Source organism: Methylosinus sp. C49 (assembly GCF_009936375.1).
Lineage (GTDB): Bacteria > Pseudomonadota > Alphaproteobacteria > Rhizobiales > Beijerinckiaceae > Methylosinus.
Map to the genome: position 1 here is coordinate 901276 of NZ_AP022332.1, position 19483 is coordinate 920758.

At 65.9% G+C, this 19483-nt stretch carries 23 protein-coding genes; 10 read left to right on the forward strand and 13 right to left on the reverse strand.

Translation table 11 applies throughout. The annotated features are described in order from the left end of the window. The first annotated feature begins 1 nt into the window (after position 1). Positions 2-463 (forward strand): YbhB/YbcL family Raf kinase inhibitor-like protein, encoded by a 462-nt coding sequence (locus GYH34_RS04195; RefSeq protein ID WP_161912491.1) that lies wholly within the window; start codon positions 2-4, stop codon positions 461-463. A gap of 6 nt (positions 464-469) precedes the next feature. Here the strand turns inward: GYH34_RS04195 and GYH34_RS04200 are convergent, their stop codons facing one another. The 5 genes from GYH34_RS04200 to GYH34_RS04220 all read right to left on the reverse strand — a co-directional run bounded on the left by GYH34_RS04200 (position 470) and on the right by GYH34_RS04220 (position 3694). Beyond that, a complete protein-coding gene (locus tag GYH34_RS04200; RefSeq protein ID WP_244635267.1) occupies positions 470-1105 on the reverse strand; it encodes an LptA/OstA family protein in 636 nt (211 codons plus the stop codon). Next, positions 1102-1800: an LPS export ABC transporter periplasmic protein LptC gene (gene lptC, locus GYH34_RS04205; RefSeq protein WP_161912492.1), complete on the reverse strand. Its 699-nt coding sequence runs from the start codon at positions 1798-1800 to the stop codon at positions 1102-1104. Before lptC ends, GYH34_RS04200 begins: the two co-directional genes overlap by 4 nt. Positions 1801-1913: 113 nt before the next feature. Next, complete coding sequence (locus GYH34_RS04210) at positions 1914-2528, reverse strand: ribonuclease D (protein ID WP_161912493.1); 615 nt, start codon at positions 2526-2528, stop codon at positions 1914-1916. Between the two features lie 82 nt (positions 2529-2610). After that, positions 2611-3084 carry a CYTH domain-containing protein gene (locus GYH34_RS04215; protein ID WP_161912494.1) on the reverse strand — a complete coding sequence of 158 codons (474 nt, stop codon included), beginning with the start codon at positions 3082-3084 and terminating at the stop codon, positions 2611-2613. A gap of 16 nt (positions 3085-3100) precedes the next feature. Then, on the reverse strand, positions 3101-3694 hold the full coding sequence (locus tag GYH34_RS04220; RefSeq protein ID WP_161912495.1) for a hypothetical protein: 594 nt from the start codon (positions 3692-3694) through the stop codon (positions 3101-3103). Positions 3695-3922: 228 nt separating this feature from the next. On the opposite strand from GYH34_RS04220, the gene GYH34_RS04225 reads away from it, so the two are divergent. Beyond that, the gene (locus GYH34_RS04225; RefSeq protein WP_161912496.1) at positions 3923-6142 is read left to right on the forward strand and encodes a tetratricopeptide repeat protein; all 2220 of its coding nucleotides are present in this window, start codon (positions 3923-3925) and stop codon (positions 6140-6142) included. Positions 6143-6175: 33 nt separating this feature from the next. Here the strand turns inward: GYH34_RS04225 and GYH34_RS04230 are convergent, their stop codons facing one another. Then, positions 6176-6454 (reverse strand): hypothetical protein, encoded by a 279-nt coding sequence (locus GYH34_RS04230; protein WP_197745445.1) that lies wholly within the window; start codon positions 6452-6454, stop codon positions 6176-6178. A 94-nt stretch (positions 6455-6548) separates the two neighbouring features. Next, positions 6549-6905 (reverse strand): hypothetical protein, encoded by a 357-nt coding sequence (locus GYH34_RS21875; RefSeq protein WP_244635384.1) that lies wholly within the window; start codon positions 6903-6905, stop codon positions 6549-6551. On the opposite strand from GYH34_RS21875, the gene GYH34_RS04235 reads away from it, so the two are divergent. The 3 genes from GYH34_RS04235 to GYH34_RS04245 all read left to right on the forward strand — a co-directional run bounded on the left by GYH34_RS04235 (position 6804) and on the right by GYH34_RS04245 (position 9785). After that, positions 6804-7439 carry a TetR/AcrR family transcriptional regulator gene (locus GYH34_RS04235; RefSeq protein ID WP_244635345.1) on the forward strand — a complete coding sequence of 212 codons (636 nt, stop codon included), beginning with the start codon at positions 6804-6806 and terminating at the stop codon, positions 7437-7439. The two genes, GYH34_RS21875 and GYH34_RS04235, sit on opposite strands and share 102 nt — an antisense overlap. Positions 7440-7555: 116 nt before the next feature. Further along, positions 7556-9421: an ATP-dependent zinc metalloprotease FtsH gene (gene ftsH / locus GYH34_RS04240; protein ID WP_161912498.1), complete on the forward strand. Its 1866-nt coding sequence runs from the start codon at positions 7556-7558 to the stop codon at positions 9419-9421. Between the two features lie 169 nt (positions 9422-9590). Then, positions 9591-9785, forward strand: a complete 195-nt coding sequence (locus GYH34_RS04245; protein ID WP_161912499.1) for a type II toxin-antitoxin system HicA family toxin — start codon at positions 9591-9593, stop codon at positions 9783-9785. On the opposite strand, the gene GYH34_RS04250 is transcribed toward GYH34_RS04245, so the two are convergent. The 3 genes from GYH34_RS04250 to leuB form a co-directional block, all read right to left on the reverse strand. Next, positions 9786-10082, reverse strand: coding sequence for a type II toxin-antitoxin system HicB family antitoxin (locus GYH34_RS04250; RefSeq protein WP_161912500.1), 297 nt, complete (start codon positions 10080-10082; stop codon positions 9786-9788). A gap of 161 nt (positions 10083-10243) precedes the next feature. Beyond that, a complete protein-coding gene (locus GYH34_RS04255) occupies positions 10244-10696 on the reverse strand; it encodes a lysozyme inhibitor LprI family protein (protein ID WP_161912501.1) in 453 nt (150 codons plus the stop codon). Between the two features lie 134 nt (positions 10697-10830). Beyond that, positions 10831-11943 carry a 3-isopropylmalate dehydrogenase gene (gene leuB, locus GYH34_RS04260; RefSeq protein WP_161912502.1) on the reverse strand — a complete coding sequence of 371 codons (1113 nt, stop codon included), beginning with the start codon at positions 11941-11943 and terminating at the stop codon, positions 10831-10833. A 232-nt stretch (positions 11944-12175) separates the two neighbouring features. Between leuB and GYH34_RS04265 the strand changes: the two genes are divergently transcribed. From GYH34_RS04265 to GYH34_RS04275, 3 genes are all read left to right on the forward strand, one after another. After that, positions 12176-12643 carry a hypothetical protein gene (locus GYH34_RS04265; RefSeq protein WP_161912503.1) on the forward strand — a complete coding sequence of 156 codons (468 nt, stop codon included), beginning with the start codon at positions 12176-12178 and terminating at the stop codon, positions 12641-12643. 117 nt (positions 12644-12760) lie between these two features. Then, positions 12761-13249 carry a preprotein translocase subunit SecG gene (gene secG, locus GYH34_RS04270; RefSeq protein ID WP_161912504.1) on the forward strand — a complete coding sequence of 163 codons (489 nt, stop codon included), beginning with the start codon at positions 12761-12763 and terminating at the stop codon, positions 13247-13249. A gap of 123 nt (positions 13250-13372) precedes the next feature. Beyond that, entirely contained in the window at positions 13373-15001 is a 1629-nt protein-coding gene (locus GYH34_RS04275) for a CTP synthase (protein WP_161912505.1), read from the forward strand. Between the two features lie 47 nt (positions 15002-15048). On the opposite strand, the gene GYH34_RS04280 is transcribed toward GYH34_RS04275, so the two are convergent. Next, positions 15049-15564, reverse strand: coding sequence for a hypothetical protein (locus GYH34_RS04280; RefSeq protein ID WP_244635268.1), 516 nt, complete (start codon positions 15562-15564; stop codon positions 15049-15051). A gap of 202 nt (positions 15565-15766) precedes the next feature. Between GYH34_RS04280 and GYH34_RS04285 the strand changes: the two genes are divergently transcribed. Next, positions 15767-17167: an ATP-binding protein gene (locus GYH34_RS04285; protein WP_161912506.1), complete on the forward strand. Its 1401-nt coding sequence runs from the start codon at positions 15767-15769 to the stop codon at positions 17165-17167. Continuing rightward, the gene (locus GYH34_RS04290) at positions 17164-17817 is read left to right on the forward strand and encodes a response regulator transcription factor (protein WP_161912507.1); all 654 of its coding nucleotides are present in this window, start codon (positions 17164-17166) and stop codon (positions 17815-17817) included. The genes GYH34_RS04285 and GYH34_RS04290 overlap by 4 nt, the downstream gene beginning before the upstream one ends. A gap of 177 nt (positions 17818-17994) precedes the next feature. Here the strand turns inward: GYH34_RS04290 and GYH34_RS04295 are convergent, their stop codons facing one another. Together GYH34_RS04295 and GYH34_RS04300 are read right to left on the reverse strand one after the other, a co-directional pair. Next, positions 17995-18651 carry a DsbA family protein gene (locus GYH34_RS04295; protein WP_244635269.1) on the reverse strand — a complete coding sequence of 219 codons (657 nt, stop codon included), beginning with the start codon at positions 18649-18651 and terminating at the stop codon, positions 17995-17997. Positions 18652-18749: 98 nt separating this feature from the next. Further along, positions 18750-19439, reverse strand: a complete 690-nt coding sequence (locus tag GYH34_RS04300) for a fumarylacetoacetate hydrolase family protein (protein ID WP_161912509.1) — start codon at positions 19437-19439, stop codon at positions 18750-18752. Between the last annotated feature and the right edge of the window lie 44 nt (positions 19440-19483).

Below are 19483 nucleotides of genomic sequence, written 5' to 3' on the forward strand. Positions count from 1 at the left end.
TATGCGGCTGCTATCGCCCGCCTTCGCCCATGGGGAGGAGATACCGCGCAAATACACATGCGACGGCGCCAATGTCTCGCCGCCGCTGCGCTGGAGCGACGCGCCTGCGCAGACCAAGAGCTTCGTGCTGCTCTGCGACGATCCAGACGCGCCGGCCGGCGTCTGGCGCCATTGGGCGGTCTATGATCTCTCCCGCGACGCCACAGGATTACCGGAAGGCGCGGGGCGTCCGGGGCCGCAGCGCGGCTTCTCGCAGGGGATCAATGATTTCGAGGGCTCCGGCTATGGCGGGCCGTGTCCGCCGCCGCGCCATGGCGTGCATCGCTATCGTTTCCGGCTGATGGCGCTTTCCGCAGCCTCGCTCGCCGTGGCGCGCAAGGAGCCGAGCTGTCTCGAGGTGGAGCGCGCCGCCAATGAGGTCCTGCTCGAGGAGACGGCGCTGGTCGGCCTCTATCAGCGCTGAGCGCGCTCAGTCGGCGCGGCGTTCCGCGGCGGGAGCGGCTTCTTTCTTTTCTTTCTTCTCGTTTTTGGCTTCGCTGGGCGTGAAGATGCTGCGCACGCGCTGGCCCGGCTTCTCCACGACAGTCGCCTGGCCGGTCGACGTGTCATAGATGAGCTTGTCGCCCTTCACGACGCTGTCGCCCTGCGTCAGCGTCACATTGCCGAAGAGATAGACCTTGTTCTCGCTGCGGTCATAGCTGCCGCGATCGCCCGTGCCGATCTGATCCTTGGAGACCAGAGTCACCGGCCCTTCGGCGTCTATGTGGCGAACGCGGTCGCTGCCGCCATTGCTCTCCTGGCCCTGCTGCGGCTTGTCCAGCAGCAGGATGAGGCGCGAGGCCTTCAGCGTGGAAGGGCCGTTAACGACGACGACGCCGCCCGAGTAGACGAGCTTCTGCTCCTTGTCGAAATAGTCGAGCTTGCCCGCGTCTATGTCGACCGGGTCCTTGGCCCCGGCGCCCGGCAGGATGCCGCCGGAGCGGCCTTTGGCGGCGAGCGGCGCGGCCGCCAGAAGCGCGGCCGTGAAGACTGGAATGGCGAGGAAACCAATGATTTTCGTCGAGATCATTTTCGTCGAGATCATTTTCTTGGCGAACATTTTCATGGAGACGATCCTTCCGCCGCGCCGGCGTCGTCGTCGTCGCCGGGCATCGTCGTATGCACTGCGCCGGAGAATGTCGCGCGCCGCTCGTTCTGCGAGAATTCGACCGATTGCGACGTCACCACCGATCTGTCCAGCGTCAGCCTGGTCGGATGGTCGGAGGTGACGATATTGCCGCGAAAATCGATGACGGCCGCTTCGGTGCGCAAATCATAATGCTTGCCGTCGAAGACGCGGGCGCCGCCGGAGAGATCGGCGCGGTCGCTCTTGGCGTCGTAGAGGCCATGTTCCGCCGTCAGCACGACATTGGATTCATTGTCGCTCTGAATATGCACCTCGAGCTGCTCCAGCTCGAACACATCGGGCTTGGCGATATCCTGTATGCCGGTGCGGGCGTGCAGCTCATAGGGGCGGCCGTCCTTGCGATAGCCGACGAGCTTGGGGCTCTCTATGGTGATGCGCGTGCCCTGCATGGCGATGCGCGAGAAGCGCAGATCGGCCGGCAGAAAGCGCAGAGAATGAAGCGCCACGCCTACGGCCACGGCGGCGACGATCGCGCCGCTGCCCCACAGCAGCCAGCGCCGCAGCCGGGCCACGCGCTGGGAATGGCGCCGCGCCTGCGGAATGGCGTCGCGGCGCGGCGCGACGATGGAGGCGAGCCGATCGCGTCTGTCCGTCGGCGACGAGGCGTCGTTCATTCTAATGCTGCCCGCAAATTCTGCTCGTCATCCTCGATCTGGGTTCCGGCCACGCTCGAAAACGCTCCGGCGCCGCCGCGAGATAACGCCGGCCGCATGGCGAATTCGAGGCGTCATTCATGCGAGAAAATATCGGTCTCCGGCCAGCCCGCGAGATCGAGCCGCGCGCGCGTCGGCAGAAACTCGAAGCAGCGGGCGGCGAGATCGGCGCGGCTCTCGCGCGCCAGCATGGAGTCGAGCTTCTCGCGCAGCGCATGGAGATAGAGCACGTCCGAGGCCGCATAGGCGAGCTGCGCGTCCGAGAGCGTCGCCGCGCCCCAGTCGGAGGATTGCTGCTGCTTGGAGATTTCCACGCCGAGCAATTCGCGCACGAGATCCTTCAGCCCATGGCGATCCGTGTAGGTGCGGATGAGCTTGGAGGCGATCTTGGTGCAATAGACCGGCTCCGCCATCACGCCGAAGGTCTTGGCCAGAATGGCGATGTCGAAACGCGCGAAATGGAAGAGCTTCAGCACCTTCGGATCGGCGAGCATGCGCGTCAGATTGGGCGCCGCGGTCTGGCCCGGCGCGATGCGCACGAGATCGGCGTCGCCATTGCCGCCGGAGAGCTGGACGAGGCAGAGCCGGTCGCGATGCGGATTGAGGCCGAGCGTTTCCGTGTCTATGGCGACGACGGGGCCGAGATCGGCGCCGTCCGGCAGGTCGCCCGTATGCAGGCGGATGGTCATGGGCTTTTGATTCGCTTTCTCGAGGGAGAGCGATCTTTAGCCGATTTCCGGGGGCTTTGTCGAAGCGGAGGCTCGGAAACCGCTATGGCGCATCCCAATAGCCGAAGGGCCGCTTCGACAATTCAGAGTTGAAATAGCGTGGGTCACCCGAGACCTCGCGGCCGAGCCAGCCCGGGCGCTCGAAGCTCTCCCCCTCGGAGCCGAGCTCGATCTCGGCGATGATGAGCCCGTCATTCTCGCCCAGGAACACGTCGACGGTCCAGATATGGCCGCCGAACACTTCCTCATAGCGCGTCTTCTCGATCAGCGGCCGCTCGCACAGGCGATCGAGAATGATCTGCGCATCCTCGACGGGAATGGGATATTCGAACTCCGAGCGGGTGACGTTGGACATGCGTCCCTTGATCGTCAGAAAGGCGGCGCCGCCGGCGATGCGCACGCGCACAACGCGATCCTCGGCGCGCGAGAGATAGCCCTGGCGAAAGGCCACGCCGTCGTTGCGCGGTCGCCACAGCTCACGCGTGACCAGAAACTTCCGCTCGATCTCCACGCCCATGCCTTCCTCCTCCTGCTCAGATCGCCAGAGCGGCGGCGCGCTCGACGCCTTTGGGAAAATTCACATTGAGCCGCGGATCGGCGTCGAGCGCGGCGAGCGCCTCGGCGAGGCGGCGCTCGTCCTCGCTCTCCAGAGCGACGCTCTCCATCGGCGCGGGGCCGATCTGCATCCGCACGAATTCCGCCGCGCAGCCGCGAAAGGAAAAGCGCAGCCGCGACTTGCGCACCGCGACGGCGCGCAGCGCGGGGCAGGGCGCGACGATCTCCGCGAGAAAATGCGCTTCGTCATAGGCGGCGCGATCGAGCCGGCTCAGCGGCAGCGCCAGGGCCGCGGCGGCGGCGGCGAGACGCTCGGCCGTCACCGGAAAGGGCGCCCGGAAGGCGGGCTCCCATAATTCCAGCCCATCGTCGACGCGCAGCAGACGTTTCACCTCGAGCGCGTCGTCGCGAATCTTCGCGGAGTGCGGCGTCAGCGCGTTCAGCAGATAGGTCTCGTCGCTGCGGCGCGGCAGGCTCGTCGGCGAGCCGAGCTCGGCCTCCAGCGCCGCGAGATCGGCGCCGAAGATGCGCCATTCCCAACGTGGCGTCGCATTCGGCTGGAGCGCGTCCATGGGACCTCTCACTCTTACGGCGAGCGCCGCTGGCGCGCAGCCTACCGAGGCTTGCAATCTGCGTCGTGACGAATGACGCATCGAAACGACATTTAGCGCGGCGGCGGCCGGAGAGGATGGCGCCATCGTTCGCTGTTCAGAAACACGGCGAATAAGATGGCGCAACATCGGCGTCCGAGATAGAGCACAGATGTGGCCTCGGCCCGATTCGTGGATCACTCGCGACGCATGAACGACATCACGCCGGATTCGGCTTTTCGACAGGCGCGCGCGCGCCATGAGGCGGGACAGATCGACGAGGCTGCGGCGCTCTATCGCGGCGTTCTCGATCGCTGGCCGCGACATGCCGACAGCCTGCATCTTCTCGGCCTGCTCGAGGCGGAGCGCGGCGCGCCGGAGACGGGCCTCGCGCTGATCGCCGAGGCGATGGCGATAGCGCCCGGACAGGCGATCCATCACAACAGCCGCGCGCTCGCTCTGCGCGCGCTGGGGCGGCTCGAGGAGGCGGTCGTGGATTATCGCGCCGCGGTCGCGCTGCGGCCCGGCTCCGGCGCATTGCATTGCAACCTCGCCAGCGCGCTGATGGATCTCGGCCATGGCGCCGCCGCCGCCGCGCATTACGCCGAGGCCGCGCAATGCGCGCCGGATCAGCCGGCGATCTGGTACAATCTCGCCAATGCGCTGGCCGAGATCGGCCCCGCCGCGCAGGCGGAGGCGGCCTTTCTGCGCGCCATAGAGCTCGAGCCGCGGCTCGTCGAGGCGCAGGGCAATTTCGGCCGCTGGCTGATGCGGCGCGGCCGCTGGAGCGAGGCCGCCGCGCGTCTCACCATCGCCGTGCGTCTCGCGCCCGGCGACGCCAATTATTGGAACAATCTCGCCGTCGTGCTGCAGGAGCTCGGCCGCCACGCCGAGGCGATCGTCTGCTATGAGAGCGCGCTGGCGCTGAAGCCCGATCTCTCCGACGCGCATTACAATCTCGGCTGCCTGCTGCATCTCGAGGGACGCACCGATGACGCGGTGGCGCGCCACCGCGCCGCCATTGCGGCCGATCCCGGCCATGGCGGCGCGCGCATCGCGCTCTGCATGGCGGAACTGCCGATCCTCTATGAGACGCAGGAGGAGGTCGCCATTCGTCGCGTGCGCTATGCGCAGGCGCTCGCAGCGCTCTCCGCTTCCGCGCAGGACGCGGCGATCGCCGCCGCGCTCGCGCCGGCGATCGCCGCGACGCAGCCCTTCTTCCTTCCCTATCAGGGCGAGGACGATCGGCAATTGCAAACGCTCTATGGCGAATTCGCCTCCCGTGTTCTCGCGCAGGCGCATCCCGCCGCGCCGCTCGCGCCGCCGCCGGCGGAGGGCGAGCGCATACGCGTTGGAATCGTCAGCGGCTTCTTCTGCCGCCATACCGTGTTCCGTCTTTTTCTCGAGAGCTGGATCGAGAAGCTCGATCGCGCGCGTTTCGAGATCATCGGCTTCCATACGGGCAAGACCGAGGACGCCGAGACGATTCGCGCCGCGCAGGCCTGCGACCAATTTCCGCGCGAGCCTTCGACGCCGGAAGGTTGGCGCGAGACCATTGTCGCCGCGGCGCCGCATGTTCTGCTCTATCCCGAGATCGGCATGGATCCCGTGTCGGGCTGGCTCGCGGCGCAGCGTCTCGCGCCCGTGCAATGCATGGCCTGGGGCCAGCCGGAGACGAGCGGCATGCCGACGATCGACCATTTTCTGTCGAGCGAGCTGATGGAGCCCGAAGGCGCCGAGCGCTTCTATACCGAGCGTCTCGTGCTTCTGCCCAATCTCGGCCTGCATTACACGGCGGAAACGCTCGCGCTGCAAAAGCTCGATCGCTCGCTCTTCGACGCCGAGCCGCACGCGCCGATCTTCTTCTCGGGACAAGCGCTCTACAAATATCTGCCCTGCTACGATTCCGTTTATCCGCGCATCGCCGCGGCGATCGGGCCGTGCAAATTCCTCTTCATCGCCTTCGCCAAGAGCGCAGAGGTGACTGCGGTCTTCCGCGCGCGGATGCAGCGCGCCTTCGCCGCCGCGGGACTCTCCGCGGAAGATCATTGCGTGATCTTGCCGCAAATGCCGCAAGAGCTGTTCGTCGCCACAGCGGCCGCTTCGGATGTCATTCTCGACACGCCCGGCTGGTCCGGCGGCCGCTCGACGCTCGATCTGCTCGGCGCCGATCGCCCGATCGTGAGCCTGCCGGGTGCGTTCATGCGCGGGCGCCATACGGCCGCGATTCTGCGCCGCATCGGCTGCGAGGAGACGATCGCCGCCTCGCTCGATCATTATGTCGAGATCGCGGTGCGGCTGGGGCGCGACCGCGCTCATCGCGCCGGGCTCGCCGCTTGCGTCGCCGCCGAGAAGCACAGAGCTTTCGAGGATATGGATTATATTCGCGCGCTCGAGGATTTTCTCGAGACGGCCGTGCGCGGCGGTTGAAAGGCCGCGCCGGCTACAGCCGATCTCGCCGGCTCAGATCTTCTGAAGCGTCCGCTTTTTGGCGACGGCGCCTGTCGGCGCTTCGCGCGGCTGCGCCGGCGAGCGGCGCCGCGGGGCAGGGGGCGTGAAAACGAAGCTGCGCCCGCCGAGCACGCCGCGATAGGGCGCGCTCGCGTCGTAGCGCGTGAGATCGAAGCTGACATACGTGTTCGGCACGCCGACCGAAAGCACAGCCTCGTCATGGGCGATGACGTCGACCTCGAGCGCCTCGTCCGGTCGATCGGGGTCGTGAAGGTGAATGCGTCCTTTCATCTCATCCTTACTTCATTGTAGCGACGCTCGACGGAATGATCGATGCTCCAGACGATAGCGACGGCGCCGAAGCCTGGCGGAATCGGCCGCGCTCTCATTTGGCGTGCTGCAATGACGGCTTCGAAAAGTCATCGCCGACCGAAATATCTTCGCGCTCGCTCCCGCAGCGCAGAATGACGTAGAAAATACGTGAGACTCGAAAAAAAGTCAACAATGTTGAGTTGGCGAGCCGCATATTCGATTGACCACCGGCGATGCGCGCATATTTTGCGCGCGTAGGGGCGGGAAGGATTTCGAGATGCAGGCGAAGCGGAAAGAAAGCCGCGGCGGAGAGAAGACGCGCGAGCGCATTCTCCGGGCGGCGCTCGCACGTTTCGGCTCCGCCTCTTATGAGGACGTCAAGCTTCGCGACATAGCGGCCGATGTCGGCGTGGATGTCGCGCTCGTCCACCGCGCCTTCGGCTCCAAGGAGCAGCTCTTTGCGGCGGCGCTGACGGCCTCGCGGGCGAAGGAGCGGCCGGTCGTCTCGGAAGGGCGCAGCCTCATCGCGCAATATGCCGAGGGCCTGTACGACGAGCGTGAGAATGAGACGCTGCAGATCGTCGTGCGCTCCATGACCAATCCGCAAGCGCGCGACGTATTGCGTATGCGCAGCGGCCCGGAGTTCATCGGCCCTATCGCCGCGACGCTCGAAGGGCCGGCGGCGCAGGAGCGCGCCATTCTTTTCAACGCCTGCCTCTTCGGAATCTCGATATTGCGCCAAGTCCTCGGCGAGGAAGCGCTCCAGGACGCCAATGAAGCGACGATGCGTCCTCTGATCGAGCGTGTGCTCGCCGCCTGCCTCGCGCCACAAGGCGTGGCCGAGGAAGTCGCAGCGGAGAAAGCGAGCGTCCCGCCGGCGCTCGAGCCGAGCCGCGCCGAAGCTCGCCCCAAAAAAAAGAAGGCGGCGCGAGCGGCGCCCAAACGCTCCGCTGCGCGCAAGTAGCGGAGAGTCCCTGCGACATGCGCGCCGATGGATAAGCTCGCGGCGCCGCCTATATTCCATCTTTGCGTATGCGCGCGGACGCTCGGCCCAGCTTCAGCGACGTGGAGGCGAGACCAATGGAGCAGCCCCCGAAGGACAAGGCCTGGTCTTTTCATCTCGCCTATTTTCTGCTGGCGCTGATCGGCGTGCTCATATTGCAGCAGATGTGGACGGTCTATCGGCAGACCGAGGTCGTTCCCTACAGCGAGTTCCAAACTCTGCTGCGCGACAGCAAGATCGCCTCGGTCGAGGTCGGCTCCGACATAATGCGCGCGACTCTGAAGGAGCCGATGAAGGATGGCCGCAAGCAGATCGTCGCCGTGCGCGTGCCGACCGACGTCGCCGCGGAGCTGGAGGCCGCCAATGTCAAATATTCGGGAATTGTCGAAAACACCTGGGTCTCGACCCTGCTCTCCTGGATCGTGCCGATCGCTCTGTTTTTTCTCGTCTGGAGCTATTTGTCGCGCCGCATGACGCAAGGCTTGGGCTCGGTCATGCAGATCGGCCAGAGCCGAGCCAAGATTTTCGTCGAGACCGATGTGAAGGTCGGCTTCGCCGATGTCGCCGGCGTCGACGAGGCGAAGGAGGAATTGCAGGAGATCGTCGCTTTTCTCAAAGACCCCAAGACTTATGGGCGTCTCGGCGCGCGCGTCCCCAAAGGCATTCTTCTCGTCGGCCCGCCCGGCACCGGCAAGACTCTGCTCGCCCGCGCGGTGGCGGGCGAGGCGGGCGTGCCCTTCTTCTCCATCACCGGCTCGGAATTCGTGGAGATGTTCGTCGGCGTCGGCGCCGCACGCGTGCGCGATCTCTTCACGCAGGCGCGCGCCTCCGCGCCCTGCATCATCTTCATCGACGAATTGGATGCGCTGGGCCGCGCGCGTGGAATCTCCGGCCTCTCCGGCGGCCATGACGAGAAGGAGCAGACGCTCAATCAATTGCTCGCCGAATTGGACGGATTCGATCCTTCTTCCGGCGTCGTGCTGCTCGCCGCCACCAATCGGCCCGAGGTGCTCGATCCGGCGTTGCTGCGGGCCGGGCGCTTCGATCGGCAGATTTCGGTCGATCGGCCGGACAAGATCGGCCGCGCCGCGATATTGAAAGTGCATTTGCGCAAGATAAAGCTCGGCGCCGATATCGATCCCGCGCAGATCGCGGCGATGACGCCGGGCTTCACCGGCGCCGATCTGGCCAATCTCGTCAATGAGGCGGCGACTTTGGCGACGCGCCGGCGCGCGGTCTCGGTGACATTGGACGACTTCACCTCTGCGATCGAGCGCGTGCTCGCCGGGCCGGAGAAGCGCAATCGCCTGCTGCATCCGCGCGAGCGGCGCATCGTCGCCTATCACGAGATGGGCCATGCGATCGTCGCCATGGCGCTGCCGGATATGGATCCGATCAAGAAGGTCTCGATCATTCCGCGTGGCATGGGCGCGCTCGGCTACACGATGCAAATGCCGACCGAGGATCGCTATCTGATGACGCGCTCGGAGCTGATGAATCGCATGACGGTTCTGCTCGGCGGCCGCGCTGCGGAGATGAATGTGTTCCACGAGGCGACGACCGGCGCCGCGGACGATCTGCAACGCGCCACCGAAATGGCCCGCTCCATGGCGACGCGCTATGGCATGGAGCCCGCGGTCGGCCAAGCCTCCTATATCGCCGAGCGGCCGCGCTATCTCGACATCGCCGATCTCGGCCAGCGCTCCGACGCGAGCGAGGAGACCAGCGCGCGCATCGACCGCGCCGTGCGGGAGCTGGTTCAGGAGGCTTTTTTGCGCGCGACGCGGATTTTGAAGGAATGCGCGAGCGTGCATGAGGAGACGGCGAAGCGCCTGCTCGATGAGGAGACGTTCACGGAGGAGGAGTTGGAGCCGATAAGGGCGGAGGTGGAAGCGCGAATGGGCTCCGACGCGTCGGCGTCAATCGGCTGGCGTGAAGCGTAAGCTCGGAGGCAATGGGCGCGTCTGTCAAGGACTGGAGGGCTACTATCCCCAATATCCCCGTATTTCCTTCCCGCTATTGTGGGTTACGGGCATAACTCCATCGGAGTTGCAGTCGCCTCCTCCTTGCGAGCGTAAATAGAAGGCGTATCGAATCGAATAAAGGCGCCTCATGCTCACCGACAGCCGCGAGATCATACGCCGCCTCGAACGCGAAGGCTGGAAGCATGTTCGCTCGAAAGGCTCGCATCGGCAATACAAGCATCCGATGAAGATCGGACGAGTCACCGTCTCCCATCCGAATAAAAATATTCCGCCGAAGACCGTGGCCGACATCTATCGCCAAGCCGGCTGGCCAAAGGACTGACTATTCCGCGGCGCGCGAGAGCTTGTCCCATGGAGCTTCGATCGCGATGATCATAGTGGCGCCATCGAAGCTCTCCGCCCAATTCGGGTCGGCTTTGATCTCCGAAAGATCGCGTGTCGGAGGAAACGGCAGCCCGTCCTCGCGCATTCCCTCCGCCCATAGCTCCAGCGCCTCCGTCGCCATGGCGAACAGATCGTCGAGCTCGTCGGCGGCCGAGAAGCAGCCGGGCGCGTCGGGAAAGCTCACGCCATAGGCGCTCTCGCCTTCCTGGTGAATGATGGCGATATAGGGTTTCATGCGACGCCCATTGTCCTCGTCGAGGAAGGATAGCGCATTTCGCTCGTTTTGCTATGAGCCTGACGGCTCCGAAAGTGAACTCTCGGACGCCCGCGGTCGTAACCTTCTAGGCCTTCGCAAACTACCAGGCAACCCACGCTCTGAAAAGCCGGCAACCGCGCTCATTCGCACGGAACGAGCGCGTCGCGTGGCGCATTCGGAGGCCAGCTGTCGAGTTCTCTTGCTCGCTCGTTGGAAAGCTGAGCCCGACACGCCAGCTCGTTCATTGGAGCAATAGAGCCGCCGCCACCGCCCCAGAAGGCGCAATCCGAGTCGCGAAACACGATCCACGCTCGTTGCGCTGCTCTGAGCTTGGCCTTTTCCTGCGGATCGAGATGACACGCCACAGCTCGATACGATTTGTTCAGCTTCTCGTCGGCGGCGCGAAAGTCATTCATCGCGCAGTCGGTCATATTGCGTTGTGATATGGCCCCGTCCCAGCACGAACCGGAGCGCCGCGGCGTAGAATTGGCTGCGGTTTCGGCGTGAGAGGCCGCGCCGAACGCAATCGATAGAATCGCTGCAACGGTAACGGAAGAGCAGGCGATGTCGAGATGTACGCTATGCCCTCGCATTCGGCGCCCTCTTTCGATTTCGCAAGTCAAATTACTTCGAGCGAGCAATTGTCGTTGATTACTGCGCGCGACAGGGCGCAAAAAGTCGGACCGCAATGGAACGCGCCGAGGCGCGTTCCTTCTCGCGATTCCTGTCACCCCAAGGTCTTCTTCAACTCCGCCAGAATCGCATCGCCCATCTGGCTCGTGGAGACCGGCTTGTCGTTCGGCCCGGCGATGTCGGCGGTGCGCAGGCCGGCGGCCAGCACATCGGCGATCGCCTTGTCGATCGCATCGGCGACCGGGGTCAGGCCGAAAGAATAGCGCAGCGCCATCACCAAAGAGCCGATCATGGCGATCGGATTGGCGAGCGCCTTGCCGGCGATGTCTGGCGCGGAGCCGTGGCAGGGCTCATAGAGCGCCTTGCGCTTGCCGGTCGCGGCATCCTCGCCGCCGAGCGAGGCGGAGGGCAGCATTCCGAGCGAGCCGGTCAGCATGGAGGCGACGTCCGACAGAAGATCGCCGAAGAGATTGTCGGTGACGATCACGTCGAACTGCTTGGGCCGGCGCACCAGCTGCATGCCCAGCGCGTCGGCGAGCATATGCTCGAGCTGCACGTCGGCGTATTCGCGGGCGTGCAGGGCGGTCACCACCTCGCGCCACAGCAGGCCGGACTTCATCACATTGGCCTTCTCGGAGGATGTGACCTTGTTGGAGCGCTTGCGGGCGAGCTCGAAGGCGATGCGGGCGATGCGCTCGATCTCATAGGTCTCATAGACCTGCGTGTCGACGCCGCGCTTCTGGCCATTGCCGAGATCGGTGATCTCCTTGGGCTCGCCGAAATAGACGCCGCCGGTCAGCTCACGCACGATCATAATGTCGAGGCCGTCGACGAGATCGGGCTTCAGCGAGGAGGCGTCGACCAGCGCCGGATAGCAGATGGCGGGGCGCAGATTGGCAAAGAGGCCGAGATCCTTGCGCAGGCGCAAGAGGCCGGCCTCGGGGCGCACGTCATAGGGAACGCCGTCCCATTTCGGCCCGCCGACGGCGGCCAGCAGCACGGCGTCTGCGCTCTGAGCGAGAGCCATGTCGGATTCGCTGATCGCCTGACCATGGGCGTCATAGGCGGAGCCGCCGACGAGGCCCTTCTCCGTCTCGAAAGAGGCGACGCCGGCGGCGCTCAGAAAGGCGATGAGCTTTTCGGCCTCGGCCATGATTTCCGGGCCGATGCCGTCGCCCGGCAGGAGAAGGAGCTTGTAGGCGGCCATGAAATCCTCTCTATCTCTGGTTCTCGGGGTTGCGCCGTCAATAAGGCGCGCGCCGGCGCAAGGCAACATCGCGGAGAAATCCATCGTGATGCGACAATCTGTCCGCAGCGGCCGGCTTGCCGGGATCGCGACGGCCGTGCAGCCTGCGTTTCGAGCCCCATAAGGAGCCCCGCTTCGCGCCCGTCCATTTGGCCGGCGTGAAGGATAAAAACGAAAAGAGGAGACGCGTTTCATGTCGAAATCGAAGATCGTGGCGGCCGCTCTGCTCGCGACCGCGCTCACCGCCGGCCGCGCCGAGGCCTTCTGCCTGTTCTCCTGCGATCCGACCGCAGACAACGCCCGCTCGGTTTTCGAGAATCGGCTGAAGCAGAAGTTCGATCCAGACGTCAAGGTGGTCAAATTCGAGGTGTCGCGTTTCTGGCAGCTGGATGTCGAGGGCGCCGGCCATAAGGCCGTCGAATTCTACTTCACCGGCACGGCGGAGTTCCCCAAGGGCGCCAATCTCGATTGCAAGCCGGACGAGGCCGGGGCCGTGAAAGAGGGCTGCTCGGCCAGCAAATATTATTCGACGACCGTCTCCAATCAGGAGATCAAGGGCCGGCAATATATCGAGCCGGGCGCCACGATCGAATTCAAGGACGAGACGCGCTTCGATCAAGCCCCGAGCGGCTGGAAGGGCCAGGACGGCAAGGCCTATTGATCGGGCGATCGGCGCCGCCCCTTCCCTAGGCCCGCGCAATTGGTGTAGAAGGCCCGCGACAAGAACATGCGCGGGCCGCGGGGCGGGCGGAAACCGGGCGTCGGGAGACAGCGGTTCATGCAGCAGGTTATCATCGTCATCCACCTGATGGTGGTGGTCGCTCTCGTCGTTCTGATTCTCTATCAGAAGTCGGAGGGCGGCGCGCTCGGCATCGGCGGCGGCGGCGGCCTGTTCACCGGCCGCGGCCAGGCCAACGCCGTCACCCGCGCCACCGGCATTCTCGGCGCCATTTTCTTTCTGACGAGCATCGCGCTCACTGTTCTCCCGGCCTGGGAGCGCGGCAGCGAGGGGGTCGATCCGGGCAGGCTGGAGCTCAAGGAGATCCCGCCGGCCGGCGCGCCGGCGACGGGCGCCTCGACGCCGGCTCCGGCGGAGAAGAAAGAAAGCATCTTCGACCAGCTGCAGCGCGTCCAGCAGCAGCGCCAGGGCGCGACGCCGCCGGCCGCCGAGCCGCCTGCGGCCGCCGCTCCGGCGCCGGAAGGCGCGAAGGAGCCCGAGGCGAAAGCCCCGGAGGGCGCAGACAAGGCTCCGGCCGAGCAGAAATGAGGCGCGGGCGGCTCGCGAGGGCCGCCCTTCGCAGCTTCGGTCAGCGGACGGCCGGTGGAATTCCGCCGGCCGACGAAAAAAGTCTTTTCCGAATCGATCCAGAGGCGATAAGCGTAAGCTCCCATGGCGCGGTACATCTTCATCACCGGCGGCGTGGTCTCCTCACTCGGCAAGGGCTTGGCGTCAGCGGTGCTCGGAGCATTGCTTCAGGCGCGTGGCTACACGGTGAGGCTGCGCAAGCTCGATCCCTATCTCAACGTCGATCCTGGCACGATGAGTCCGTACCAGCACGGCGAGGTCTTCGTGACCGACGACGGCGCCGAGACCGATCTCGATCTCGGCCATTATGAGCGTTTCACCGGACGTCCCGCTTGTCGCCAAGACAATGTGACGACCGGGCGCATCTATCAGGACATCATCGCCAAGGAGCGGCGCGGCGACTATCTCGGCGCGACGATCCAGGTGATTCCTCACGTCACCAACGCCATCAAGGAATTCGCCCTCGAGGGCAATGACCATGTCGATTTCGTCCTGATCGAGATCGGCGGCACGGTGGGCGACATAGAGGGCCAGCCCTTCTTCGAGGCGATCCGCCAGCTCGGCAATGAGCTGCCGGAGAAGCATTGCATCTATATCCATCTGACGCTGCTGCCCTTCATCCCCAGCGCCGGCGAGCTTAAGACCAAGCCGACGCAGCATTCGGTGAAGGAGCTGCGCTCCATCGGCATTCAGCCGGATATTCTGCTCTGCCGCACCGATCGCGAGATTCCGCGCGAGGAGCGCCGCAAGCTCGGCCTCTTCTGCAATGTCCGCGAGAACGCCGTCATCGAGGCGCGTGACGCCGCCCATATCTACGACGTTCCGCGCGCCTATCACGCGGCCGGGCTCGACGCGCAGGTTCTCGCCGCCTTCGGCATAGACCCAGCGCCCAAGCCCGATATGAGCCGCTGGAATGCGGTGACGCAGCGCGTCAACAATCCCGAAGGCGAGGTCACGATCGCCGTCGTCGGCAAATATACCGGCATGAAGGACGCCTATAAGAGCCTCATCGAGGCTCTGGCGCATGGCGGCATCGCCAATCGCGTGAAGGTCAATCTCGACTGGATCGAATCGGAAGTGTTCGAAAGCTCCGATCCGGCCGCCCATCTCGAGCATGTGAACGGCATTCTCGTGCCCGGCGGCTTCGGCCAGCGCGGCGCCGAGGGCAAGATTCTCGCGGCCCGCTTCGCCCGCGAGCGCGGCGTTCCCTATTTCGGCATCTGCTTCGGCATGCAGATGGCGGTCATAGAAGCGGCGCGCGCCCTCGCCGGCATAGACAAGGCCAATTCCACCGAATTCGGCCCCTGCGAGGAGCCCGTCGTCGGCCTGATGACCGAGTGGCTGCGCGGCAATGCGCTGGAGCAGCGCTCCGCGAGCGGCGATCTCGGCGGCACCATGCGCCTCGGCGCCTATCCCGCCCATTTGAAGCCGGGCTCGCGCATCGCCGCCATCTACGGCCGCTGCGACATATCGGAGCGCCACCGCCACCGCTATGAGGTGAACGACGCCTATCGCGAGCGGTTGGAGGCGCATGGCCTCTCCTTCGCCGGCGCCTCGCCGGATGGCGTGCTGCCGGAGACGGTCGAGATACCCGACCATCCCTGGTTCATCGGGGTGCAATATCACCCGGAGCTGAAGTCCCGCCCCTTCGAGCCGCATCCGCTCTTCGCCAGCTTCATCGAGGCGGCCAAGGCGCAGAGCCGGCTGGTGTGACGCCATAAGCGAGAGCGAGTCTCTGAGGGCTCGCTTTGCGCTCGGAGCTACTCGGCTCGCTCGAGGCTCCGAGCGAGCGTCGGCGCCGCCGCCGCGTCGCCGGCCCGCCACGCCGCGCGGACGGCGAGGAAGGCCGCCGTCAGAAACCCCACCGTCGTCAGAGTGAAGCTCACGCCCGCAATCAGGGGAAAATGCGGCTCGACCGGCGGCAGCGTCGCGGGATCGATCTTCGGCGTCAGCGCGCGCAGCGCGAAGGACAGCGGATTGTTGAATGTTCCGAAGCAGATGGCGACGATCATCCAGATCGGCGGCCGTATGGCGTATTGGCGGAACAGCAGCCCGAAGACGAAGACGAACTGCGCCATCATCAGATAATCGATATGGGCGCGGATGAGATCGTCGCGCCGGGGAATGGCCTGGGCGAGCGCGCTGTCCGGGTAGAACAGAGTGACGCCCAGGATCCAGGCGATGGCGAGCGCCATGCCCAGCAGCAAGGTCGCAAAGGCGAGCACAAAAGCATTGCGCGACGGCAGGCGCGCCAGGATAGAATGCGGTTTCATCATCGACTCTCCAAGGCCCCTGGTCGGGGAGGGCGCGATCGTCGCGCGGGGCGCGCGCGCGGAAGAAGAGCGCAGGGACCGTTGTGCGCCGGGCATTTTGCCCGATCTTTCCGGGCGGGCGCGGCGCTTCCTGCGGATCGCATTGGCGGCCCTGGCGATTCCTGCTTTACTCGGCGATGCTGGGAAAGAGCCGGAGCGATGCCCGATGCAATTGATCATTCGCCTCATCATGCGCCTCGTCGCCATTGTGGGCTTTTGCCTCGCGCTCGCCATCGGCTGGGTGATGGACGACGCCAATCGCTCCATTCGCGCCGAGACGCAGGCCTCGGCCGAGCGCGTCGCCCATGAGCTCGAGCATCTCTTCTGGCGTGAGATTCTCTGGCGCGGCAGTCTTCGGCGCGACAATATTCTGCCCATTCCCAATTGGGAGTCGCTCGCCACTTTGAAGCTCGTCTCGCCCGGCGTCTGCATTACTTTCGCGCCCGGGACGGAGGAGCCGCGCGTGCTGTGCAGCCAGATGGATGGCGTCGGCGTCGAGGCGCCGCACTGGTTCACCCGCGCTTTCGATCTTCTGTTCGGCGCGCCGGCGCCGGTGTCGCGGCCGCTCACCGTGCGCCAGCCGGAGACGGGCGCCGTGGTGGCGCGGGCCGATCAGGGCGCCGCGGTGCGACAGGCCTGGCGCGAAATCTCCATCGTCGCCGGTGTCGCCGCCTCCATGGCGGTCGGCGTCTGCCTGCTGGCGGCGCTCGCCATCTTCCATGCGCTGGCGCCGACGCAGATCATCGTCGACGGGCTGCGCCGGCTCGAGACGGGCAATTACCGCCACCGCGTCAAATCCTTCACCAGCGGCGAGTTCGGCCTCATCGCCCGCGCCGTCAACGACCTCGCCGAGCGATTGGCGCAGACGACGGCGGAGCGCGTCGCGCTGACCAAGCGGCTGTTCGAGGTGCAGGAGGAAGAGCGCCGCGCTCTGGCGCGCGATCTCCATGACGAGTTCGGCCAATGCCTGACGGCGACCAGCGCCTTCGCCGCGGCGATCGAGGCGGGGGCGTCCGACCGGCCCGATCTCGCCGCCGACGCGCGCTCCATCGGCAAGGTGGCGCGGCGCATGACGATGACCCTGCGGGAGGCGCTGGCGCGGCTGCGCTCGCAGGATCTCGACGAATTGGGCCTCGAGGCCTGCCTCGTTCAGCTCGTCGCCGGCTGGAACGCGCAGACGGCGCCTCGTGCGGTCGTGCATCTCGATCTGATGGGCGATCTCGCCGGCGTGCCGCCCGCGGTCTCCACCAGCGTCTTCCGCATCGCGCAGGAATGCCTCACCAACGCCATGCGCCACGGCCGGCCGAGCGAGGTTTTTCTGCGCGTGGAGCGGCTCGCCTCCAATGATGGTTTCGTCGCGCTCACTGTGGAGGACGACGGCGAGGGCGATCCGACGCGCATCGATTTTTCCGCCGGCCATGGGTTGCTGGGAATGCGCGAGCGCGTCTCGGCCTTCGGCGGCAGCCTCTCCATCGACCGCGCCGCGCGCGGCGTTTGCGTCGCGGCGCGCATTCCGCTGGCGCCGGCCAATTCCAACGCCGCCGGCGCATTCGGGCGCGCGGCGTGAGCGGCCTTTCGGTCCTCCTCGTCGACGATCATCCGATCGTGCGGGAGGGCTATCGACGCCTGCTCGAGCGCCAGCCGGGCTTTCGCGTCGTCGGCGAGGCGGATAGCGCCGCCGCGGCCTATCAGGCCTATCGCAAATTCTCGCCCGATGTGGTGGTGATGGATCTGCAGCTCACCGGCGGCGCCGGCGGGCTGGAGGCGGTGCGCCATATAAGGCAATGGGACAAGAAGGCGCGCATTCTCGTCGTCACCATGCATGACGCCGCCGCCTATGCGCTGAAGGCTTTCGAGGCCGGCGCCAGCGGCTTCGTCACCAAGGGCGGCGAGGCGGCGGAGCTGGTCCGCGCGGTGGAGACGGTCGCCCATGGCGGCCGCGCGCTCGGCGACGACATAGCGCGGGAGATCGCGGCGGAGCGCCTCGCCGAGGGGCGCTCGCCCATTGATGATCTCGGGCCGCGCGAGACGGAGATTCTGCGCCTCGTCGCCTCCGGCCGCACGACGGACGAGATCGCCGGGGCGCTCAATCTCAGCGCCAAGACGGTGCAGAATTATCACTATCAGATCAAATCCAAGATGGGCGCCCGCACGGACGCGCATCTCGTCTGGCTCGCCATCGGCGCCGGCCTGGTCGGCGGCGAGGGGGCGATGTGAGACGACGCGCCCCCTCCCTCACCCTCCCCCGCTTCGCGGGAGAGGGAAGGCGGCGACGTGACGCGAAACGTCGATGAAGCGTGCAATCTGCTCCCTCTCCCGCGAAGCGGGGGAGGGCTGGGGAGGGGGCCTTCGGGCTCGAATAAGTCCGACCCGCCGGCCTCGCGCCGATGCGCTTTACGACTTCGTCTTCTCGGTCAGAATCCTCTCGAGGTCGGCCTCGGAAATCTCGCCGCTGTATTTGTCGCCATTGATGAAGAAGGTCGGCGTCGAATTAATGCCGAATTTCTCCGCGGCGCGGTCGCGCACCTTGCTCACATTCTCGTAGAGCTGCTGATCCTTCAGCGTCGCCTCGAATTTCTCCTGGCCGAGCCCGGTCTGCTTCAGCACGCCGGCGAGGCCGTCGAGCGGCTTGTCGACGAAGGCCCAGTTCTTCTGCTGGGCGAAGAGCAGATCGACCACCGCATCGCGCTTGTCGCCGGCGTTGCGCGCCAGCATGAAGGCCGCCGTGGCCAGCGGATCGAGCGGGAACTCGCGCAGGATGAACTTCACCTTGCCGGTGTCGATGAAATTCTTCTTCAGCGTCGGATAGACGTCCTTGTGGAAGGCCGCGCAATGGCTGCAGGTCATGGAGGCGTATTCGACGATGGTGATCGGCGCGTCGGCCTTGCCCTCGACGATATCCGGCAGGGCGTTCGGCCCCATCAGCTCCTCGACCGGGATCTTGCCGCTCGGCGCCTTCTCGGCGAAGGCGGGCGCAGTGAGGCCGAAGACGGCGAGAGCCGCCGCGGCGAGCGCGGCGCGACGGGAAAATCGAAGGTCGAAGCTGGGCATGGACGCTCCATAGGGTCGCGGAACCAGCGGAGCATAGAGCATTTTCGGGCCGCGGGGAATCGGCGGAGAGAGCGGTCTCTCCACCGTCGCGCAAATTGCTACCTCACCGTCAGCGCGACGCCGCCCACGCCTTCGATCTCGCCCGTCACATGGTCCCCGGAAACGATCGGCCCGACGCCGGCCGGCGTTCCGGTGAAGATGAGATCGCCCGCCTCCAGCCGCACGAATTGCGACAGGATCGCCACGATCTCCGCGACGCTCCAGATCATGTCGGAGAGATCGGCGTCCTGCCGCATCGCGCCATTGACGGCGAGGCTGATGCGGCCCTTTCCCGGATGGCCGATGCGCGTCGCCGGCGCCAGCGCCCCCAGCGGCGCGGAATTGTCGAAGCCCTTGGAGAGGTCCCAGGGCCGCCCTGCCTTTCGCGCCTCGCTCTGCAGGTCGCGGCGGGTGAGGTCGATGCCGGCGCCATAGCCGAACACATGGGCGAGCGCGTCCTCGCGCGCAATAAACGCTCCGCCGCTCCCGATCGCCGCTGCCAGCTCGATCTCATGATGCAGCTCGGCGGTTTGCGGCGGGTAGGGGATGGTCGCGCCGCTGGCGACCACGGCGTCGGCGGGCTTGGAGAAGAAGCAGGGCTGCTCGCGCGAGGGGTCCTTGCCCATCTCCCGCGCATGGGCGGCGTAATTCTGTCCGACGCAGAAGATGCGCCGCACGGGAAAGCGCCGGGTGTCGCCAGCGATGGCGAGGGCGGCCTGCGCCGGCGGCGGAAACAAAAATGCGCTCACTGCGAAACCTCTCGTTTCTGCGCGGAACAAGGGCGGCGGCGAGA